The organism is Halobacillus litoralis (assembly GCF_009856445.1).
Lineage (GTDB): Bacteria > Bacillota > Bacilli > Bacillales > Halobacillaceae > Halobacillus > Halobacillus litoralis.
Map to the genome: position 1 here is coordinate 65657 of NZ_WMFA01000009.1, position 19767 is coordinate 85423.

Consider the following 19767-nt stretch of genomic DNA (forward strand, 5'->3'; position numbering starts at 1 on the left):
TTTCTGCCTATTCCCTTCTATTTCACGATCCTGGATCATCAATCCCCTACCATAAAAAAGAGAAGGCCCTCCATCATTCATGTACGCTTCTCAAGCCACACATTGTGATAGAGTCCTTCTCTATAGACTTTTATTTGGTTACAGCTTTTTTAGATTTAGGAACTGTCCCTGCTTCCGCTGGGTGAACGCCATGCTGGTAGTAATCAGCGTCGATTGGATTCAGTGGTTTACGGCCAAGGATCAGGTCTGCTGCTTTCTCTGCCAGCATCAATACAGGAGCATGGATGTTTCCGTTTGTCACGTAAGGCATAGCCGATGCATCGACCACGCGTACGTTATCAAGTCCGTGAACCTTCATGGATTCCGGGTCTACGACAGACATTGGATCCGATTCAGGTCCCATTTTCGCTGTACAGGATGGGTGAAGAGCTGTCTCCGCATCTTCTCTTACCCATTCAAGGATTTCTTCTTCTGTTTGAACCGTAGGACCAGGTGAAATTTCACCGGCATTGTATTGTTTCATAGATGGCTGGGACATAATTTCACGAGTGATATTAATAGCTTCAATCCACTCACGCTTGTCCTGTTCTGTAGAAAGATAGTTATACACCATGCTTGGATGCTCTTTCGGATCTTTGGATTTAATCTTCAATGATCCGCGGGCATCAGAGTACATTGGTCCGATGTGTACCTGGAATCCGTGATCTGTCGGTGCTTTTTGTCCATCGTAACGAACCGCTACCGGAAGGAAGTGGAACATCAAGTTCGGGTAATCGACCTCATCGTTGGAACGGACGAAACCTCCGCCTTCGAAGTGGTTCGTCGCAGCTGGGCCTGTGCGTCCAAGCATCCACTGTAGACCGATCCAAGGCATGCGGCGCTTCTGAAGATTCGGCTGTTCGGAAACAGGAACCGGGCAAGCGTGCTGGACATATACTTCAAGGTGATCCTGAAGGTTTTCTCCGACACCTGGAAGATCAACGACTGGATCAATGCCAAGGGAACGAAGGTGTTTCGCATCGCCTACACCAGATAGTTGAAGCAGCTGTGGCGTGTTGATCGCTCCACCAGCAAGGATGACTTCTCCCGCTTCTACTTGATGCATTTTTCCGTTTCGCTTATACGTTAACCCTTTAGCTTTTGTGCCATCAAAGTCAATGCTCGTAACGAAAGCACGAGTTTTGACTGTCAGGTTTTCACGGTCCATGACCGGGTGCAGGTAAGCACGGGATGCGGACAAGCGCTGCCCTTTGTATACATGCTTATCAAACGGTCCGAAACCTTCCTGGCGAAATCCGTTAACGTCAGGTGTACGGTTATAACCAGCTTCTACAGCTGAATCAAAGAAGGCTTGGAATAGAGGATTCTTCGCTGGACCGCGCTCCAATTTAATTGGACCATCGTGACCGCGCATATCATCATCCGGTGATGCCAGCGCATTTTCCAGACGTTTGAAGTATGGAAGGCAGTGAGCCCAATCCCAGTTCGTCATGCCTTCGTCGGCACCCCAGCGTTCATAGTCTTTCGGGTTTCCACGTTGGTAGATCATCCCGTTAATAGAACTGGAACCTCCAAGTACCTTTCCTCGCGCATGAGGAATACGGCGTCCGTTCATATAAGGTTCAGGATCGGATTCGTACTGCCAGTCATAAAGGTTTTTGCCTGAAGGGAACGGCAGAGCAGCAGGCATTTGGATCAATAGATCCCAAGAATAGTCACTGCGTCCTGCTTCCAATACAAGTACACTTTTTTTGCCATCTTCACTCAGGCGGTTTCCCATTACAGAACCTGCACTACCGCCTCCAACGATTACGTAATCATATGATTCAATCATAGCCATACACTGTTCCTCCTTGATGTTAAATTCGGTCAGAAGGAGGTCAAAGTCCCCCTTCTCCCTTTATCTGAGTTTGATTATGAATGTTAATAATAAATGGTCCGCTTAGAACCAGTTGATTTGTTCTGGTTTAAGGTTTTGGAAAATATGCTTCGTTTCTGTATATTCTTCAATTCCTAATTTACCTAGTTCGCGTCCAATTCCGGACTGCTTATATCCACCCCACGGCGCGTGTGGGAAATACAGGTTGAATTCATTGATCCAAACCGTACCCATGCGCATCTTCGCCGCACAGCGCTCTGCTTTTGCGATATCGTTTGTGAAGACACCGCCGGCAAGTCCATAGATGGAATCATTCGCAAGTTTCACAGCTTCTTCTTCTTTCGTGAACTTCTCAACTGTGATGACTGGACCGAAACCTTCTTCCTGGACGACCGTCATGTCGGTTGTGCAATCGGTGAAAATCGTCGGCAGGAAGAAAAAGCCGTTCTGTAATTCAGGGTCTTCCGGTCGTTTACCGCCAACGGCTACCGTAGCCCCTTCTTCAATTCCTGCTTCTACATACTTTTCAACTTTCGCAAGGTGGTCAGCAGAAATCAGTGGTCCCATTTGGGTATCTTCGTCAAATCCGCTTCCCAGTTTGAATTTCTTCACTCGCTCGACAAGCGCGTTGACGAACTCATCGTGAATGCTTTCTTCTACAATCAGTCTTGTCCCAGCAGAACAGATCTGCCCTGCATGGAAAAATACGCCGTTCAATGCCTGATCGACAGCAAGGTCAAAATCAGCATCTGCAAAAATGACATTCGGGTTTTTCCCGCCAAGCTCAAGAGCAAGCTTCTTCACATTCGAACTTGCTGCCTGCATGATTTTCTTCCCGGTCACAATACCGCCGGTGAAAGAAATGAGATCAACGTCTTCGTTGCTGGACAGTTCGGCACCTACTGTAGCGCCTGCACCAAGAACGAGGTTCGCAACACCCGCTGGTACACCCGCTTCTTCGATCAGTTCAAATACTTTGATATGCGTAAGCGGCGTGATTTCACTTGGCTTCATAACTAATGTATTACCAGTTGCAAGCGCTGGAGCAAGTTTCCAGGACGCTTGTAGTAGAGGATAATTCCAAGGGGTAATCTGCCCACAAACACCAACCGGTTCGTGAACGACTTTACTGATGGAGTTTGGCACTGGAGAATCGATGATTTCGCCGCCGTTCTTATCCGCAATCTCTGCATAATAACGGAAAACTCCAGCGATATCGTCCATGTCTCCACGGCTCTCTTCTACGGTTTTACCAGTATCCAAGGATTCTAGATTCGCTAGTTCTTCTTTATCTCTCTCAATCAATTCAGCGATTCTACGTACAATTGCCCCACGCTCCGTTGCCGGGGTCGTCGGCCATTCGCCGTGATCGAAAGCTTCTCTTGCGGCAGCGATGGCTGCTTGTGTATCGGTTTCATCACCTTCTGGAACGATGGCGATTGTTTCCTGGTTGAATGGATTGATAATCGTACGCGTTTCCTCGGAATTCGCGTCTACCCATTTCCCATTGATGTATTGTTTTAGTTTTATATTTACGTTCATTTGATCAACTCCAGTTCTGAAGTGAATTAAGTTTGTTAAGAATTTATTTAACGTTTTTAACACTAACATGTCTTTTTTAGGCTGTCAAAGTCATTTCAAAGAAAAAAAGCACCCGTCCCCCTACATTTGCTTTCGTGTAGGGGAAGCGAGGTGCTTCCTGTACTGAGATTCTTTTTTTCTACTTAGTGAAGGAAGATTGTATCTCTCCCTGAGAATGGTAAGTGTACTTTCCGGCGTCATACCTATGTATGGAAATTCCTCAGCAGTTAAATTGGACAGGTTCGCCATTTATGTAAGTCTTGAATTCCGATCATCTGATTCTGGGATAGGTCCATAAGTGCAAGCATCACTTTCACATGATTTTGCATAATCCTATATTGTTCTGTCGCGACCTGTTTGATCTCTGGTTCTTGAACCCCCTATTGAAATGTATACCAATGATTGGAGGAAATGACGAAAGTATAAAACAACCTCTTACTACTTCCTATTGTGGGAGCAGAAAGGTTCCGACGGTAAGGTATCTCTTCAATTAAAGTATTCTTTTGAATGTTCTTTGAATAAAAAAGGTCATCCACTAGGGATGACCTTTTCTGATTTATTCGTAACGATTCCACTGCACAACACTATCTAGAGGGAGACGTGTTTTCTGGAAACCTGCTTTAACCCCTTTTCCAAGGGAGATCAGCATAACAGAAGTGTATTCTTCAGGAACATTAAAGGCTTTTAGAAGCTGTTCTTCATCATATCCTCCCATTGGTACGGTGTCATATCCTTTCGCTTTGGCAGCGAGCATGAACTGCATTGCAACGATCCCACCGTCAATGTGAGCAATTTTAGCAAGACGCTCTTCTGGGAAGTTCCCATAGTTGTCGAAAATACTGTTTACGTACATGTCCTTTACATCTTCCGGCATATTGCCTTTTTCAGCGATTTGAGAATAAATTTGATCGGCATTTTTATACGCTTTTTTATCCCCAAGAACAGCAATTACAGCTGAAGCATCGACGATTTGCTGCTGATTGTTCGCAATGGGAAGCAGTCGCTCCTTCTCTTCCTGCTCGTCTATGACAAGGAAACGCCAGGATTGCAGGTTGGAGGATGAAGGTGCCAATGTCGTGGTTTCCAACAACTCTTCAATTTCCTTCCGTTCGATCTTATAGTCCGGATCGTACTGACGTACAGAGCGTCGTTCTTTAGCTATTGTAAGAAAATCCGTATCATCAAGGACTTTCGGTGCTTCCTTCGTCGAATCGATTTCTTTTACTTTATTAAGGTATTCTTCTTTGGTCATTGTTTTGTGAGACATGAGTTTCCACTCCTTTAACTGTATCTTTAACAAATACAGTATAGAGCGTTAACTGTTACTTTGTCAAATACAGTTACTTATTAAAAGAAAACGAAACGGTCATCGTTTCGTTTTACTGTTCGATAAAATCCGATAAGGACTTTGACTGTAAACCTTCTACTATCCAAGACTCCATTTCTCTTTGTAAGTCACAAAGAGATTGTTGAGAAGTGCCTGAGAAACAGTGTTTCCCTTCCGTTTCAAAATAATCTTTCACGACAGTCTCAGCACGAATCGCCTCATATACTTCAGAAAGCTTGATGTCTTCTGTTTTTTTACTCAGGGCGTATCCTCCATCGCGGCCTTCTTTAGCACTTATTATCCCCGCCTTAACCAGATGAGTCAGAATCTTACGCAGATAAACAGATTGAGACTCCAGTTTCTCCGCAAGTTTCCCACTCGGGCAGCGGCTTTCGTTCTCAGCTAAGACGATCAATGCTTTCAGCGCCATACTGAACCAACGCACATTATTCATTTTATCTGACATCGTTTCACCTCTTATCCAACCTATATTTTGGAACATGCAATACTAAAAGTCAAAGCTAAAAAGTCAAATGCCGCTGGATTTAAATAGACCTCCTCCATCTTCTTGTACATACTCATGTATTTATTTTTGCATTTGTAAGTATTCAAGAAAAACACATCACATCCATACTGGTACCCTTTAAACCACCTTCCATTAACTCCTCCTTTCACTCATCATCAGTCTACTTTCTTCACTTGAGTCGATTATTCCCCTTTATGTAGGCATTTGGTTAAAACGAATAGCCTTATCTTTCATAGGATATTGAAGGAATCTTTCATGCCGAACCAGCACTTTTTACCCACTACTTATCATCCTTATTCCATCTGCATGGGAGGAACGTAATAACCAGAAAGGAGCTTTTTCAGAATGAACCCAGATTTATGTGAGCTTTTAGCTAATGACGGGTTTCTCAGGTGCTATTTGACCAATATGGAAGGAATACCTGTGGACGCCCCCACTTGCGAAGAGCTCCAGCAGCAAGGTGGCCGTGAGAATATAGAGGTCCTCTTACCCGGAGGAGAACAGGCCATGCTTCAAATAGTGAGAATCAAAAGCGAAGGGTATGTCGTCGTAGAGGTAGGGGATGAGGATTCCCTCTGCATATCAGAACCGATTCCTTTTTGTTTTGTAGAAACATTGATTCTCTGTGCGCCGGATGGTACCACGGTCTCTTGTGAGGTGATGGAGTTCGAATGCCAGCCTTGTGTCAATTGCCGTGATGGAGAGTTCGAGTCCCTGGATATTCAATTCAATGTGTGCCTAAGCGTACAGACAGAGGCAGATGTAGTCATTGAGGTGGAAGCTGGATTCTGCCAGCCCCGAGCCCCAATCACTCCTCCTTCTTGCGATTTTTCTATCCCAAATCAGTGCCCTCCATTATTCCCACTCGAAAGGGAAGCTCAAGGCATAGAGACGGAGGGCGAGGAAAAATGCAGTTCTGACCTAGTAAAGCCTAAGACACTAGCGCGCACACGCCTCCAGGAATCGGCCTGCGTATCAGTTGCGAAGGTGTACGATTGGGTCATTCAGCAAAAAACACTGGAGAGAACGGTCAATGCAGCAGATATCAATTTCATGTGCAGCCCATGTGACGTCCATTTGTTCGTCCCCGCTGTAATCCTATGCGACCGTTTACTTACCGGTAAAGTCGTATGTGGAGATGTCGACGAAATTGAAGGAGCAGAAGTGACATTCAGTGCAGAACCACCAATTGTAGATTTTGAACCGGACTCCGTTTTCACTGATGAGTTTGGAAATTTTGAAGTGGAAACGATCGTAACACCAGTGCTCGAACCGACTCCTGTCGTAATTACGGCTACTACGGTGGTTGAGGGAGAAATCATACAAACATCGCTTCCAACCACTGTTCAGTGTTTGACGGACCCTTGTATCATCGAATTATTTGCTGAAGATGAAATTTTCTGTGAAGGTTTTGTCAGCGGGCGGATTCGCTGTGATGGCAGAGTTGTTGAAGGAGTCCCTGTTACTCTTGAAAGCAGCAACCCTGCGGTTGTGACATTTGATCCAAACCCTGTAGTTACTTGTTCGTTAGGAAACTATTTTGCCGGTGTAATCCTTGAGGATGAAACACCTCCTCAAACGATTACGATTACAGCTTCCGCCACTGTGGAAGGGCAGTTGGTTTCCAATTCTGTAGATGTATTTGTGGAGTGTGATCGACCATGTTAACTATTAATGTACCGGAATTGATTACTTGCGATGCAGTCATTACAGGAAATCTCAGTTGTCCCGTAGGTACTCCCGTTGAAGGAGCGGAAGTGTTTTTCAGTGATTTTCCTGAGGATGTCGTTTTTTATGATCCGAATCCTGCCATTTCAGATGCGAACGGGGATTTCTCAACCACTGTCACGGTTCTTCCAGGGACGCCACTCACAGCAATTGATGTTACTGCAACGGCAGAAGCATTAGGAATCTTCTTTGAAACTCATGCCGGAACTCAAGTCGAGTGTCCAGAAGAGGTATGTCCATGTAAGTTTAGAATAGGAATACAGAGAAATCGGGCTCCTGCCGTGGTAAAAATTACTGACAATGGGTCTTCTTCAAAACTTAAGGGAAACATTAACGTTTCAGCAGTTCAGTGTTTCACAGCAAGCCCTATGTGCAACCCTGAGGTGGACAATTTTAATGTAACGTTTCGGTCACGGGGCACTACCATCAATTTCATTCAGGGGAGAAGAATTGAAATTGATTGCATTACAGATAAATTTGCGATGGTTCGTGGAACAGCTTTAGCAACCGGGAACCTTTTTACCGGACTCTTTGAAGTAAAGATTGAAGTGACGATAGGTCCTGGGAATATAGGCACATGGACGATTATGGCTAACGATAATATGGGGCACACTTTTTCAACGACATTTACAGCCAGGATGAGTCCTATCACCTCCATCGGGGAGTGCGGTGTTCAATTCTAATCTGTTAAGGGAAGCGCTCAGTTCAAAATTATAAATGAAAAAGGGGGTGTCTATAGACATCCCTGTTTTTCATGGGCAAAATGGCCAAGATTTTAAGGTAGACTCAACTGGGTCATTCTGCCGCCATCCACTGTATAGACCTGCCCTATGATAAAACCTGCCTCATCTGCTGCAAGAAAAGCTACGAGCGCTGCCACTTCCTCCAGCGAACCTGTGCGTGCTACAGGATGAATGCGTCCAATACCACGCCGGAAAGCTTCTGCATCAGATTTACTTTCGATGAGATCAAGGTTCAGCTCGGTGTCGATCCAGCCAGGAGTGCAGGGGCAATAGTGGCAGAAGTTGACAGCCTGGCCACAGCGACCATGTATCGTTTTATCTGGAGGGAATTCCTTCCGCACTGTTTATCCATGCGCCTCTTGAGCCATGGTACCACTCTCCTGAAGATACGTTAGATAAAATCAATAAAGAGAAATTGAAAGAGACGACAGAAATCGTCGGAGCAGCCGTCTATCAAATTGCAAGACCAGATACACCTGCCCTTGAAAATGCACGCGTCGCCCCTGGTCCTGTTCATTAGGAGTTTGATGATCGTCCCCTATAATTTTTAATTTTTCCAGTAAGCAGCCAGTCTATGTCAGACTGGCTGCTTTAAATATTTCATAGACTTTGTGTAGAGTAAAAAAACCCATCTCCATAGAATGAAAGAGTGAAACAGGCGTAATCTTCATCCTCTGTAAATAAAATAAAAGAAGCCTAACAATCAAGAGGAGAGATAGATATGCTGAAGAAGTTCGTGGACCGCCTTCCCATCATGAAAACCATCCGCCCAACGGGTCATATTAAGAATGTCCCCTTCTATGAGCTGAACATGCAGGAAACCTTTCAGAAACTGCACTCAGACCTCCCCCCAACGAAGGTCTGGGGCTATAACGGACTGTACCCTGGTCCAACTTTTCATGTGCAGAGACATCAGCCGATCCACGTTTTATGGAAAAATGAACTTCCTGACCGTCATTTTCTTCCCGTTGATACAACCGTTCATGGGGCCGAGAAACATAACCCCGAGGTGCGGACCGTGGTGCACCTCCATGGAGGGGTAACGCCAGATACTAGTGATGGTTATCCAGAAGCATGGTTCACCCGCAATTTTCAAAAAGTAGGCCCCCATTTCACCAATAGACTGTACACGTATCCCAATCACCAGCCCTCGACCAACTTGTGGTACCACGACCACGCCATGGGCATCACACGACTCAATATTTACGCCGGACTTGCCGGCATGTATATCATCCATGACCAGGAAGAAAAACGATTAAATCTTCCATGCGGACCCTACGACATCCCGCTGATCATTCAGGACCGTTCTTTTCATAAAGATGGCCGGCTCTTCTACCCATCGGAACCAGACAAACCTGAAACAGCTCCCCATCCCTCTGTCGTACCAGATTTCTTTGGAGATACCATCCTGGTGAATGGCAGAGTATGGCCTTATATGAACGTAGAACCAAGGAGATACCGTTTCCGCATTCTGAACGGCTCAAACTCCCGCTTCTATCGTTTGACCCTTTCCAACGGAACACCTTTTATACAGATTGGCACTGATCAAGGGTTACTTGAAACCCCGATCCTCGTCCCTTCCCTTATATTAGCGCCAGCGGAAAGAGCGGATGTGATCATCGATTTTTCTACTTGTGTCGGAGAATCAATTGTCCTGCAAAACGATTTTGAAAGGAAAGGAGAAAAACCCGACCCGGAGACGACGGGGAGTGTGATGCAATTTCGTATAGTCCATTCTCTCAGCTGTCAGGATAAAAGTTCCATACCCGCTCACCTGGCATCTGTCCCCAAACTCACTCAATATCAGCAAAATAGGACCTTACGCCTCAATATGCGAAAAGATTCCTACGGGCGCAACATCCACTTGTTAGACGACCGGCTGTGGTCAGAACCCGTTTCAGAGACACCGAAGCTGGGTCAAACGGAAATATGGACGCTGATTAACGAAACCCAGGATATACACCCTATCCACCTTCATTTAGTCCGGTTCCAAATTCTCGATCGCCAACCCTTCGATCGTGATGTCTTTGAAAAGGAAGGGCGGCTCATTCCTGCAGGTCCACGTGTACTTCCAGATTTAAATGAACGAGGATGGAAGGATACCGTCCGGGCTAATCCTGGTGAAGTTACGCGGATCATCATTCCATTCGGTCCTTATCCTGGATTATTCGTATGGCACTGCCATATTTTAGAGCATGAGGACTATGAGATGATGCGTCCTTATTTAGTCATAAGGTAAAGAAAAAAAGGGGAGCAGTAAAAACAAAAAGTTCCGCTCGCGAGAATATCGAGAGCAGAACTTTTTTCATGGTGAGCAAAGAATTCGTTTATTTAAAATTCATTCCGCAACACCGGCAAAGCAAACAATTTTACCAAGCCAATGATTCCTAACAACAGAAAGATCAAGCTATACGTGGAATAAGCCAATATCCAACCAAACACCGCCGGGCCGAGAATCGCACCGATATTCAGCACAATGATACAGATGCTGAACCCTTGGGCTGGAAACTTCGGAAAAACTTTCGCACTCCAAATGGGCAGGTATGCGGCGTATAACATGAAGGAGATGCCAAACGTCAATCCTGAGAAACATACAATAAGCCATCCTTGAGATAAGAACAGGACCGACATGCTGAGGGAATAAAGGACAATCGTGAGTGTGAAACTCAACCTCATTCCCCACTTACTGATGAGTTCTCCGCCTAACAGTCCGGCAAGCCCTCCTACACCTGTGATCAGGAAGAAAATCGCATTTGAATTAGCGATAGAGAAATTATCCTGCACAAAGTCCGCAGAATACGTCCAATAGGTAGACTCCGTGAAACCGAATAAGAATGATGCTGCATAGAACGGCTTCGTATATTTCGTGAACAAAGGCCGAAGATCCGCGATTCTAATTCGCTTTACATTTGAATCCTCTTTCTGATAGGGTACCGTCTTATACGCCCACCAATAGATGAGGTAGCCCGCAACAGCTCCACCACCCCAAACTAGTCTCCAATTTCCGTCCAGGAGCAAGTAGATGAGAGAAATGAAAATCAGCCCCACCGTTGAACCCGTACTGATAATGGCAAGCGTCCGCTTCTGAATGTTTTCAGGCAGGTGCTCGTTCACACTTTGGGAGAAAGAAGACCATGTCAGACCGGGACTGAATCCTGCAAGTAAACAGGAGGCTGCAAAAACAAGCCAGCTTCCTGTAAGAGAGGCAACCAACAACCCTGTCGAAGCTGTCATGATTCCAGCCATAATGACATGTCGTGACCCAAACCTTGCTACAAAAAGGACAACGATCAATGCCCCTATTAAAAAGGTGACAAACGTAAGACTGGAAATCACCCCCAGCAGGGAAGTGGAAAGACCGAAAGCTTTCTTAAATTCACTGAACAACAACCCATAGCCGTACCGGAACCACCCAAAAATAATCATAAGCGCAAGCAAACCGATTATTGATATGGAGGGTATTTTCTCTGTTTTTATCATATGTCCACCCCATCATCTTTTAGTTGTTTTCCTGGAAAAGATTTTCCCCTTCATCTTTACCTTTAAAACTTAAAAGTAAGAAATTGCTTTTTACAGCTATGTATGACCTGACACTTACTGAAAATAATAGTGGGTGTAAGTAAACGCGGTGTAAAGTATCGTTGAAGATTTGATAGATGAGTAAATGAAATAAAAGAGTTGGCCTCTCTTCTTGAGAGACCAACTTTGATTCAATCATAAACTTCATTATAGGTTTGGTATACGCGAAAGTGTCTCCCCTCCTCCCCCATTGCCTGGAACCATATATTGAACAATCGTTACTTATGTTTATTACTAAATAACCGAGCCATCTCAACCGGATAATCAATAAACGGATTCCGATTTCCCTGAAGCTCAAAAATCGCCTGATTCCGGTGAAATTCATAGATTTCAGGTGGTTCATTCCTATGCCACTCAAGCATAAGATCCACATCAATTTTTTCTCTATGATTTGATTCCAATTCATCCGGGTATCTCAGCAAGAAATAAAGCATCGCACGCGCCACCGTGCCTTTGGCGTATTCCGGTTCAAATAATTCATCCTCTGCTTTCCCGCATTGATTCTCGATTCGAAGAATCCCCACCTCTTGTCCAGCCGGATAATTATGAAAATCATGATAAGGAAAATTACTTCTGATTGAATTACATAGAGGTTCACAGGTAAATAAATGATGCAAGTCGCCCCGCATGGGTTCCTGCGCATCATACCAGGATTGAGGAACGACATGTTCACAATTGTATTTAAAGGCGGTAACGGCCTCTGCCATCACGGTCATCAGATTCTCGTTCTCTTTGTTAGCTCTTATTTTTTGTTCACGTTTCTGCGAAGCTACATAATCTTCCTGTATGATATCCTCCGGCTCTCTTACTTCTCCTGAATAGATGCTCTGTAACTTTCCATCTGGTCGCAGATCTACCCAGGGATAAACGTATGAGCTCGGGTCGTAGCGGAAATAGTTTTTATGAGTGGACTGGATTAATTCCATAACCTTTTCTATTGCTGTGATGTTGGCAGGATCCGAAAAATCAACAGACGCATAATATTCTTGTTTCGTTTGTTCGTTTTTACTTTCATCAAAGTAGAGCTGTTGATTCTTATCAATCGCTTCCTTGTTTTTCTTCGCTTGTTTTACGATTTCGTCTATTCGTTCCGGGTCCGTAGATACGGAAATCGCCTGGCTGACCATTTTATCCATCCATTGATCCCTCCTAATAATCTATGTGAACTGTAAAGCTTTCTCTCCTCTATGCATTCCACTCATTCGCTTCATTCCCCTTTTATAGAAGTAATAAATTTGTATAAAGGTACAGAAAAGTTTACAAGCCTATTTGAATTTTAGATACACGATGAAGATAAGAGGTTATAATAATAAATTCAAAATGCTTGCTCCCAAATCGCTAAAATTATATAGTTGAGGAGTAAAGAATTACAAAAAAGATGGCGAGCAAATGCTCGCCATCTTTTTATAGCATAGGGAATGACATAATTACCTCAAGCCACCCACTTATTAATTAAAATAGCTTAAAACAGAAACTAAATTCCTTCATATAAAAACCATTTCAGCTAACTAGTATACTTTTAATTAATAACTCATTGATCAATATAAGTATGTTCCAGTCAAAAATCAACCTTGTCTAGATAACTCTGTCACGTATTCAAAGAACTCATCACGGTTCACTTCATACACAAGATTAACCTTACGGCCGTCCTCAGACAACTCCGTTCTTCCCTGGCTCACCCCAGAGTCGTGGACGATGCTCTTCACTGTTCTTTTCTTCACGAGCCCTTCATTGCCGACCGTCGCCGTCGTCAACACGTCCCACAAAAAGTAAGTCGAGTTCGTCTGATTATGGACAAGCGGCGGAACCATCGCATAGCACTGACCGAGAAAATCAATGCCCAGATCTTCGCGCTGTGATGCCCATTTTTGACGGACGTCGAGCGTCAACGGAACCATGTTCGTGCTCTCAAGAGCGACCAGGTCGATGACGATCGAGCTGTCCCAGACCCGCTTCGCCGCTTCAGGATCCCAGAAGGCATTCCATTCCGCTGTTCCGTCGTGCTCCGGTTCTTCAACGTTTCCAACCTCAAGGAAAGTCCCGCCCATCCAAATCAGCTTCTCGATCTTACCTTCGATATCCGGTGCTTCAGCCAGTGCGCGGGCAAGATCCGTAAGCGGTCCGATGAACACGAGCGTCGTCGGGTCCTCCGTTTTACGGAGTGTCTGAATCAAATGCTCGTGAGCTGGAATCGAGGCAAGCGGTGCATCGATGTTCCCTTTTTCATTTAACAGCGGCAGGGCGTCCACATAGAACGCATGCATGCGCCAGTCCTTCGGAAAAGCGTTCATCCCGCGCGAATTCGATGCCGCGACTTCGACCGACTTCCCATGTCCGAACCGGTCGATGATCTTACGGCTCGCATAAGCAGCAGGCTCCAAATAACAATCGGCAGGAATGACGCCCACCCCTGTCAGTTCCACATCATCCATCTGTAATAAAAGGAAAAGCGACACAAGATCGTCGACTCCACCATCATGGTTCAAATATACATTCTTCATCATCCATCTCCACCTCTCGTTGTATGCACGAAAAAAAAAAGACCTCTTTCCCGTAAATAAAAAAGGAAAGAGGTCTCGCCGCGCGATTCTCTCCTTATAGTCCAGCTTTTCTCGGCAGCTGGGTAGAAACGTGTGGGCCATCTTTCCACATATATATAAGGAATGCTGATTTAATTGGTTTCATTTTAGCACAGGGGGTAAATGGAGGCAATCCTTCATACCCAAACGATGAATAATAAGAAAATCTACTGTTCACAAAAAAGATGCTTCTCACTAGTGAGAAGCATCTACTATTAGCGCAATTGAGGTTCATCCATTACCTCAATTGCGCTTTTGTTTGTCTTACCTTTTTTATAATCTGGTTAAGCACTTCCGAGAACACGAGCCCAAAGGCAATAGCACCAGATATCATAAAAGCTTTCGCTGCAATAGAGATAGCGGAGCTGTAGTCATTTTGTACAAAGTTCCGCATCGCGTCATAAGCGAGACTTCCTGGTACGAGAGGAATAATCCCTGGTACGCTAAATATAATCATAGGCGTTTTGAATCTCCTTGCCAGCGTCTGGCTGACCAGGGCAATAACAAAGGAGGCGATGAGTGTAGCCGGGACACTGTCGACTTCTTTCCATACTAAAAATGCGTAAATCATCCAACCAACCATGCCGACGAGACCACTTTTGACGAGCGTATTTCTTGGCGCCTGATAGATGATTCCAAAGGCAGCTGATGCAAAAAAGCTTGCTATGGCATATTCAATCCACATAGTCATTCCTCACGATCTCTAAAATAGTGCAAACATAACAGCAATACCTGCCCCAATTGCAAAAGCCGTTAAAAAAGCCTCCGCCCCCTTGGCGAGTCCTGAGATAAGATGACCTGCCATCAAATCTCTTACAGCGTTGGTGATGAGCAGACCAGGGACCAACGGCATGATTGAACCGACAACGATCTTATCAACTTCCTTCCCAATACCGAATGAAAAAAGGGAGAAGGCTGTAAAACCGATCAACAACGAAGCAACGAATTCAGCAACGAATTTAATTTCAAATAATCGAATAAAGTTAATCAATGCAATAAACCCCAGTCCCCCTGCTAAGCAGGCTGGCAGGAAATCGTACCAGCTCCCCTGAAACATGATAGTAAAGAAACCACTCGCTAACGTGGCAGAGATGATTTGCATGAGCATGGAATAGTCTGTAGGACTGGTTTCAATCTTTCTGAGCTCTTTATACGCTACGTGAGTAGACATTTCCCCACTTGCGATCTTTCTGGAGACATTATTCGCAAGGTTCACTTTCTCGAGATTTGTCTCTCGTGCCGAAACTCTTACTAATTTTGCATGCGCACCAGGGCTAATCGTAAACATAATCCCAGTAGGTGTTACATAACTTTGGGATTCATCCCGTCCGAAAGATTGGGCAATCCGCGTCATCGTATCTTCCACACGATAGGTTTCCGCTCCATTTTGTTGCATGATCTTTCCCATTAATAAACATAACTCAATCAAGTCCTCTGTACGATCCACTCGGTCACCTCAATTCGTATTACAGTATGTTTAGTGTGTCTATTCCTATACTAAAAGCTTAAAACCCTTTTTAAAATTTCCACAATCTCGAAACTTCTCCACTTTCTTTTGCACGACTGGTCGGCTCTTAGCTCCACATTTGTTCTTAAAGGCTTCCCAATGTTGATGTTCATCAAAGAAAATTCGTCGTAAAATATTCGTCTCCATACAGGTACAATACCACATCATCAAGGGCTGTCGTATTGTCAAAAGTTATAGATTCTTTACTTTGAACAAAAACTAATAAAAGAACTATCAGAAAAAGAGGTGTGCATTAGTTCCACACCTAGTTTTCTTGAATGTATAAATCATTCGGCTATGGGGACTTTAGATCTAAATAATATTTGCTATTTTTTCTGTTGACTAGATTTTACGGTATTCTAAAAAAACTGAAATGCAAATTTTAAAAGCAAAAAAGGACTACCTCCTTTATTTAGGAAGTAGTCCTTTAATTACTAACTATTTATACATTACTTTGTAATGCGGAAAAAAACCTATTATATAAGTGGTTTGAGCGTTATTACATCATGCCGCCCATTCATTCGTACATTTAATAGGACAATAATAAGACCCACAGAACCTTGTTAAACCAAGGTTTCCATCTCAAAGTGAACTGATAAACCACAATAAGTTTTAATACTGTATGAACAGTATCCAGTCATAATCCAGTCACTAAAAACACCACTTAGAATTCAGAATAAAAGAAATAGATCTTTACCTCTTTGGGATTTCTATTATATAACTTTGTAAAGGTTACAACTTTTAAAATACCCCTCAATATCTCAAAACTGAATCTTCCACAATCCGGCCCTTGGAGGGAGCTATTACCTCCTCCCTCCAATCCTTCTTCAAAGCTAATTCTTATTTGGTCCCATCAAGGAAGCTACCATACCAATCAACCCGTAAAGTGTAAAAGAAGAAATATACCCCCATGTCCCAATAAACCAACCAGCAATTATAGATCCCAGGACTTGCCCCACTGCCAAAAGTAGAAATGGAACACCAATCCCTAAGGACGCATTCGTTATAAATACACGGATTCCCCAGACAAGAAGAACACCGGTTAAAAATATATAAGAGCAACCAAAAATCCCAGCTGCTAAGTACGACAATAACCAATTCTCAGATGTAACTGCTAGAATAGTAGAAGCTGACCCAATTGACAAACTTCCTAACGTATAAGAGAAACGCAAACCTCTTCTTTCAATTAAACATCCAGAAAACCCACCTAACACCCCAAACAGCCCTATAATGACCCAAAATCCAGAAAGTTGCCATTCACTATAATCCCCAGTTATCTCAATAAACGATCTGGAAAAAGTCCAGAAAGCCGCTGTAGAAACTCCCAGAGTAAGTGAGGCTAAACTCAGAGGGATGGATCCTTTCACCCCACGTATAGTGAGATTCCCTTTTTTAAACCTCAACTGCGGAGAACTCGTCTCCTCTTTTGGAATAACTTGAAAATTCCACAAAAATATCAAGCACGCCAAGGTAGCATAAATCAAATACGTCAGTCTCCAATGCGGCGTTAGTAAAATTGCTCCTAATCCAGATAGAGCTATACCGAAACTAGTGCCTGAATTAATCCAGGTATTCGCTCTACCTTGCTCCCCTTCTTTAATCCAAAGCGCTATCGCCGCGCCATAAGGCGGAGAGACCAGCCCCGTGCTTCCTCCAGCTAATAACACTCCTAAGGCAAACACCCAGACATTTGAAGATATGCACATGAACAGCAAACCAATAAAAGCAGAAAGTCCTGCTGAAAGTATCATCCTTCTAGGACCTTCTCTTGTAGTAATTACAGTGGATAGAATTATTGTGAAGCAATAGGCTAAATAAAACAGTGAAGAAATCAGACCAGAAACCAACTCTGACATATTAAGTGTTTGATTGATCTCAGGGAGAAGCAGTCCAAAACTAAACCTTGCCAGCCCATAGGTGACCGCAATCATGGTAGCACCGGGAAATACTAACTTCGAAAAATTCATAATCTCTCACCTCTCACATTTAGATAGAACGACCTTTCTAATTTTGACTAAAAAAAATTACGATGTATGTTGGACAAGTGTCCTAGCCATCGCAATAGAATGTTTCGTTGCTTTCTCCGCTCCGATCAAAGTAGTCATCGATGTAGTACCTTCAAGCAACAATGTAAATTGATTTGCCAAATCTCGTTCGTTGTCTTTCCCTTTCCTTTGAGCTAATAATTGAAAATACTTCAGCAATTTGGATTTATGCCCTCTTGCAATGCTTTCAATTTCATTATCAGTTCCCGCATAGTCTTCTATGGCTCTTAAAAACATATCTCCCCTGTAGGATTGTTCTTTTAACCAGCGGCCATGAGCTTCCACAGCAAGGATGAATGGTGAATCAGATTCCAATTCCACGTGAGAATCTAAATAAGACCAATAACGTTCTTCTCTCTGTTTTAATACTTCTTCCACTAAATTATCTTTGGACGAAAAATGATTGTATACCGTCATAGTGGCTACATTAGCTTCATTAATAATTTGCTTTAATCCTACTCCGCGAAATCCGTGCTCATAAAATAATCGTTCAGCTACTTGGAGTATCGTATCTTTCTTTGTTGATCGACCCATATCAGCTACTTCTCCTTTAGATAGAACATTCATTTTATTTAATCTTATCAATTTGGCCCTTATGTAGCAAATCCAAATGTCCAATGGATAACATGAGTGAGTATTTTCGGTTGATAAATTCAATGTGATTATGCAAGAATTAGAATGAACGTTCTATCTACTAATTAAAATACTTTAAAGGAGAATGATTTATGAAAAAAGTAACAAGCGTTTTTTGGATATCATTATCCATATCGATTGTTTTTGTCGTCTGGGGAGCGTGGGCACCTAAAAACCTAAACACGGTGTCTTCTGGAATTCAATCCTTTTTAACAGATAAGTTTGGCTGGTTATACATTTTTGCTGTATCGATATTCCTCATTTATTCGATCTATTTGATTTTCAGTCCTTACAGAAAAATTAAATTAGGTAAAAACGGAGACAAACCCGAATACAACCGAATCACATGGTTTGCTATGTTATTTAGTGCGGGGATGGGAATCGGTATCATTTTTTGGGGAGCAGCCGAGCCTCTTGTCCACTTTGCTTCTCCTCCACACGCTGATCCAGAATCCCAGGAGGCCGCCGTAAATGCTTTAAGATACTCTGTGTTTCACTGGGGACTCCAAACCTGGGGGATTTATACAATCATCGCACTAGCCATCGCTTATTTTAAATTCAAAAGGGAAATACCTGGTGTGATTAGTGCAACCTTCCAACCGATCCTTGGAAATAAAGCTAATGGCGCCATCGGGAAGCTCATTGATATCATAGCAGTTTTCGCTACTATCTTTGGTGTGGCGACTTCTCTTGGACTAGGTGCTTCTCAAATTGCCGGGGGCCTAGCGTTTATTAGTGATATTGAAAACACAATGACAACCAAATTCATAATTATCCTTATAGTGACTGTGTTATTTATGGTATCTGCGTGGAGTGGAATTAGTCGAGGAATTAAGTATTTGAGCAATACTAACATCATTCTAGCCGTTATTTTACTCTTATTGACAATAATAATTGGACCAACAGGGTTTATATTCGACCAATTTTTCTCGGCTACATTTTCTTATTTGAAGCATTTACCTGAAGATAGCTTTGAGGTTGCGCCTTATGATTCAGATTATAATCAGTGGATTCAGGATTGGACCGTGTTTTATTGGGCATGGTTTATTGCCTGGTCTCCATTTGTAGGAACATTTATTGCCAGAGTTTCAAAGGGACGGACCATTCGAGAGTTTGTAATGGGCGTGCTTTTTGTACCCACCATCTTCTGTATCGTTTGGTTTGCTGTATTTGGAGGGGCAAGCCTTCACCAGGAACTTGAAGGAATTAACACCGGTTTAACTGAACTGGCGAAAGAGGAAGCGATGTTTGGAATGTTCTCTTCACTTCCGTTCGGCACCGTCGCTACAGTACTAGCTGTATTGTTAATTAGTACTTTCTTCATCACATCTGCGGATTCTGCCACTTTCGTCCTGGGCATGCAAACGACAAATGGCAGTCTTAATCCTCCTAATACGGTAAAACTCACCTGGGGTGTGATTCAAGCAGCCACAGCTTCTGTCCTTCTAGCTTCAGGGGGGCTTGGAGCTCTGCAGACGGCGTCCATTGTTTCCGCATTTCCTTTCATGTTTATTTTATTAATTATGATTTTTTCACTAAACAAAGCATTAAAAGAGGATTTACAAGCACAGAAATATTGAAAGAAGGAGGAATGTTTTATCAACATTCCTCCTTATTTATTAAAAAAGTTGCTATTCTAT

Annotated in this window: 16 protein-coding genes, 2 pseudogenes and 1 riboswitch; of the genes and pseudogenes, 5 read left to right on the top strand and 13 right to left on the bottom strand. The window is 43.4% G+C overall.

Annotated features, from left to right (window positions below; genetic code table 11):
• Nucleotides 1-130: 130 nt before the first annotated feature.
• The 4 genes from betA to GLW00_RS16675 all read right to left on the bottom strand — a co-directional run bounded on the left by betA (nucleotide 131) and on the right by GLW00_RS16675 (nucleotide 5253).
• Entirely contained in the window at nucleotides 131-1834 is a 1704-nt protein-coding gene (gene betA / locus GLW00_RS16660) for a choline dehydrogenase (protein ID WP_160916028.1), read from the bottom strand.
• A 108-nt stretch (nucleotides 1835-1942) separates the two neighbouring features.
• A complete protein-coding gene (betB, locus tag GLW00_RS16665; RefSeq protein ID WP_237417547.1) occupies nucleotides 1943-3421 on the bottom strand; it encodes a betaine-aldehyde dehydrogenase in 1479 nt (492 codons plus the stop codon).
• Nucleotides 3422-4016: 595 nt separating this feature from the next.
• Nucleotides 4017-4727: a nitroreductase family protein gene (locus GLW00_RS16670; protein WP_160915966.1), complete on the bottom strand. Its 711-nt coding sequence runs from the start codon at nucleotides 4725-4727 to the stop codon at nucleotides 4017-4019.
• A 112-nt stretch (nucleotides 4728-4839) separates the two neighbouring features.
• Complete coding sequence (locus GLW00_RS16675) at nucleotides 4840-5253, bottom strand: RrF2 family transcriptional regulator (RefSeq protein WP_160915968.1); 414 nt, start codon at nucleotides 5251-5253, stop codon at nucleotides 4840-4842.
• Nucleotides 5254-5658: 405 nt separating this feature from the next.
• Here GLW00_RS16675 and GLW00_RS16680 point away from each other — a divergent pair, with 405 nt between their 5' ends.
• Both GLW00_RS16680 and GLW00_RS16685 read left to right on the top strand, forming a co-directional pair.
• Nucleotides 5659-6981, top strand: coding sequence for a BMQ_0737 family morphogenetic spore coat protein (locus tag GLW00_RS16680; protein ID WP_160915970.1), 1323 nt, complete (start codon nucleotides 5659-5661; stop codon nucleotides 6979-6981).
• Nucleotides 6975-7724, top strand: a complete 750-nt coding sequence (locus GLW00_RS16685; RefSeq protein WP_160915972.1) for a hypothetical protein — start codon at nucleotides 6975-6977, stop codon at nucleotides 7722-7724. The genes GLW00_RS16680 and GLW00_RS16685 overlap by 7 nt, the downstream gene beginning before the upstream one ends.
• 92 nt (nucleotides 7725-7816) lie before the next feature.
• On the opposite strand, the gene GLW00_RS16690 is transcribed toward GLW00_RS16685, so the two are convergent.
• Nucleotides 7817-8125: an SDR family oxidoreductase gene (locus GLW00_RS16690; RefSeq protein ID WP_335808492.1), complete on the bottom strand. Its 309-nt coding sequence runs from the start codon at nucleotides 8123-8125 to the stop codon at nucleotides 7817-7819.
• Here GLW00_RS16690 and GLW00_RS16695 point away from each other — a divergent pair.
• Together GLW00_RS16695 and GLW00_RS16700 are read left to right on the top strand one after the other, a co-directional pair.
• A pseudogene (locus GLW00_RS16695) lies at nucleotides 8077-8304 on the top strand (M28 family peptidase); the annotation flags it as partial. The gene GLW00_RS16690 and the pseudogene GLW00_RS16695 sit on opposite strands and share 49 nt — an antisense overlap.
• A gap of 201 nt (nucleotides 8305-8505) precedes the next feature.
• Complete coding sequence (locus tag GLW00_RS16700; protein ID WP_160915974.1) at nucleotides 8506-10023, top strand: multicopper oxidase family protein; 1518 nt, start codon at nucleotides 8506-8508, stop codon at nucleotides 10021-10023.
• A gap of 92 nt (nucleotides 10024-10115) precedes the next feature.
• Here the strand turns inward: GLW00_RS16700 and GLW00_RS16705 are convergent, their stop codons facing one another.
• The 8 genes and pseudogenes from GLW00_RS16705 to GLW00_RS16735 form a co-directional block, all read right to left on the bottom strand.
• Complete coding sequence (locus GLW00_RS16705; RefSeq protein WP_160915976.1) at nucleotides 10116-11264, bottom strand: MFS transporter; 1149 nt, start codon at nucleotides 11262-11264, stop codon at nucleotides 10116-10118.
• A 317-nt stretch (nucleotides 11265-11581) separates the two neighbouring features.
• Entirely contained in the window at nucleotides 11582-12499 is a 918-nt protein-coding gene (locus tag GLW00_RS16710) for an endonuclease (RefSeq protein WP_160915978.1), read from the bottom strand.
• A gap of 429 nt (nucleotides 12500-12928) precedes the next feature.
• Complete coding sequence (locus tag GLW00_RS16715; RefSeq protein WP_160915980.1) at nucleotides 12929-13867, bottom strand: nucleoside hydrolase; 939 nt, start codon at nucleotides 13865-13867, stop codon at nucleotides 12929-12931.
• A gap of 74 nt (nucleotides 13868-13941) precedes the next feature.
• A riboswitch (purine riboswitch) is annotated at nucleotides 13942-14043 on the bottom strand.
• Nucleotides 14044-14180: 137 nt separating this feature from the next.
• Nucleotides 14181-14627 (bottom strand): threonine/serine exporter family protein, encoded by a 447-nt coding sequence (locus GLW00_RS16720; protein WP_160915982.1) that lies wholly within the window; start codon nucleotides 14625-14627, stop codon nucleotides 14181-14183.
• Nucleotides 14628-14645: 18 nt separating this feature from the next.
• Nucleotides 14646-15389 carry a threonine/serine exporter family protein gene (locus tag GLW00_RS16725; protein WP_206946816.1) on the bottom strand — a complete coding sequence of 248 codons (744 nt, stop codon included), beginning with the start codon at nucleotides 15387-15389 and terminating at the stop codon, nucleotides 14646-14648.
• A 48-nt stretch (nucleotides 15390-15437) separates the two neighbouring features.
• A pseudogene (locus GLW00_RS20975) lies at nucleotides 15438-15596 on the bottom strand (IS91 family transposase); the annotation flags it as partial.
• Between the two features lie 686 nt (nucleotides 15597-16282).
• Nucleotides 16283-17416 (bottom strand): MFS transporter, encoded by a 1134-nt coding sequence (locus GLW00_RS16730; RefSeq protein ID WP_160915984.1) that lies wholly within the window; start codon nucleotides 17414-17416, stop codon nucleotides 16283-16285.
• 57 nt (nucleotides 17417-17473) lie between these two features.
• Nucleotides 17474-18028 (bottom strand): TetR/AcrR family transcriptional regulator, encoded by a 555-nt coding sequence (locus tag GLW00_RS16735; RefSeq protein ID WP_160915986.1) that lies wholly within the window; start codon nucleotides 18026-18028, stop codon nucleotides 17474-17476.
• A gap of 191 nt (nucleotides 18029-18219) precedes the next feature.
• On the opposite strand from GLW00_RS16735, the gene GLW00_RS16740 reads away from it, so the two are divergent.
• The gene (locus tag GLW00_RS16740) at nucleotides 18220-19707 is read left to right on the top strand and encodes a glycine betaine uptake BCCT transporter (protein WP_160915988.1); all 1488 of its coding nucleotides are present in this window, start codon (nucleotides 18220-18222) and stop codon (nucleotides 19705-19707) included.
• Nucleotides 19708-19767: the final 60 nt, after the last annotated feature.

Coding starts and splice junctions, on each gene's coding strand:
- GLW00_RS16740 (WP_160915988.1), top strand. CDS start 18,220: ATGAAAAAAGTAACAAGCGTTTTTTGGATATCATTATCCATATCGATT.
- GLW00_RS16680 (WP_160915970.1), top strand. CDS start 5,659: ATGAACCCAGATTTATGTGAGCTTTTAGCTAATGACGGGTTTCTCAGG.
- GLW00_RS16735 (WP_160915986.1), bottom strand. CDS start 18,028: ATGGGTCGATCAACAAAGAAAGATACGATACTCCAAGTAGCTGAACGA.
- GLW00_RS16705 (WP_160915976.1), bottom strand. CDS start 11,264: ATGATAAAAACAGAGAAAATACCCTCCATATCAATAATCGGTTTGCTT.
- GLW00_RS16710 (WP_160915978.1), bottom strand. CDS start 12,499: ATGGATAAAATGGTCAGCCAGGCGATTTCCGTATCTACGGACCCGGAA.
- GLW00_RS16700 (WP_160915974.1), top strand. CDS start 8,506: ATGCTGAAGAAGTTCGTGGACCGCCTTCCCATCATGAAAACCATCCGC.
- GLW00_RS16685 (WP_160915972.1), top strand. CDS start 6,975: ATGTTAACTATTAATGTACCGGAATTGATTACTTGCGATGCAGTCATT.
- GLW00_RS16675 (WP_160915968.1), bottom strand. CDS start 5,253: ATGTCAGATAAAATGAATAATGTGCGTTGGTTCAGTATGGCGCTGAAA.
- GLW00_RS16670 (WP_160915966.1), bottom strand. CDS start 4,727: ATGTCTCACAAAACAATGACCAAAGAAGAATACCTTAATAAAGTAAAA.
- betA (WP_160916028.1), bottom strand. CDS start 1,834: ATGATTGAATCATATGATTACGTAATCGTTGGAGGCGGTAGTGCAGGT.
- betB (WP_237417547.1), bottom strand. CDS start 3,421: ATGAACGTAAATATAAAACTAAAACAATACATCAATGGGAAATGGGTA.
- GLW00_RS16715 (WP_160915980.1), bottom strand. CDS start 13,867: ATGATGAAGAATGTATATTTGAACCATGATGGTGGAGTCGACGATCTT.
- GLW00_RS16730 (WP_160915984.1), bottom strand. CDS start 17,416: ATGAATTTTTCGAAGTTAGTATTTCCCGGTGCTACCATGATTGCGGTC.
- GLW00_RS16720 (WP_160915982.1), bottom strand. CDS start 14,627: ATGTGGATTGAATATGCCATAGCAAGCTTTTTTGCATCAGCTGCCTTT.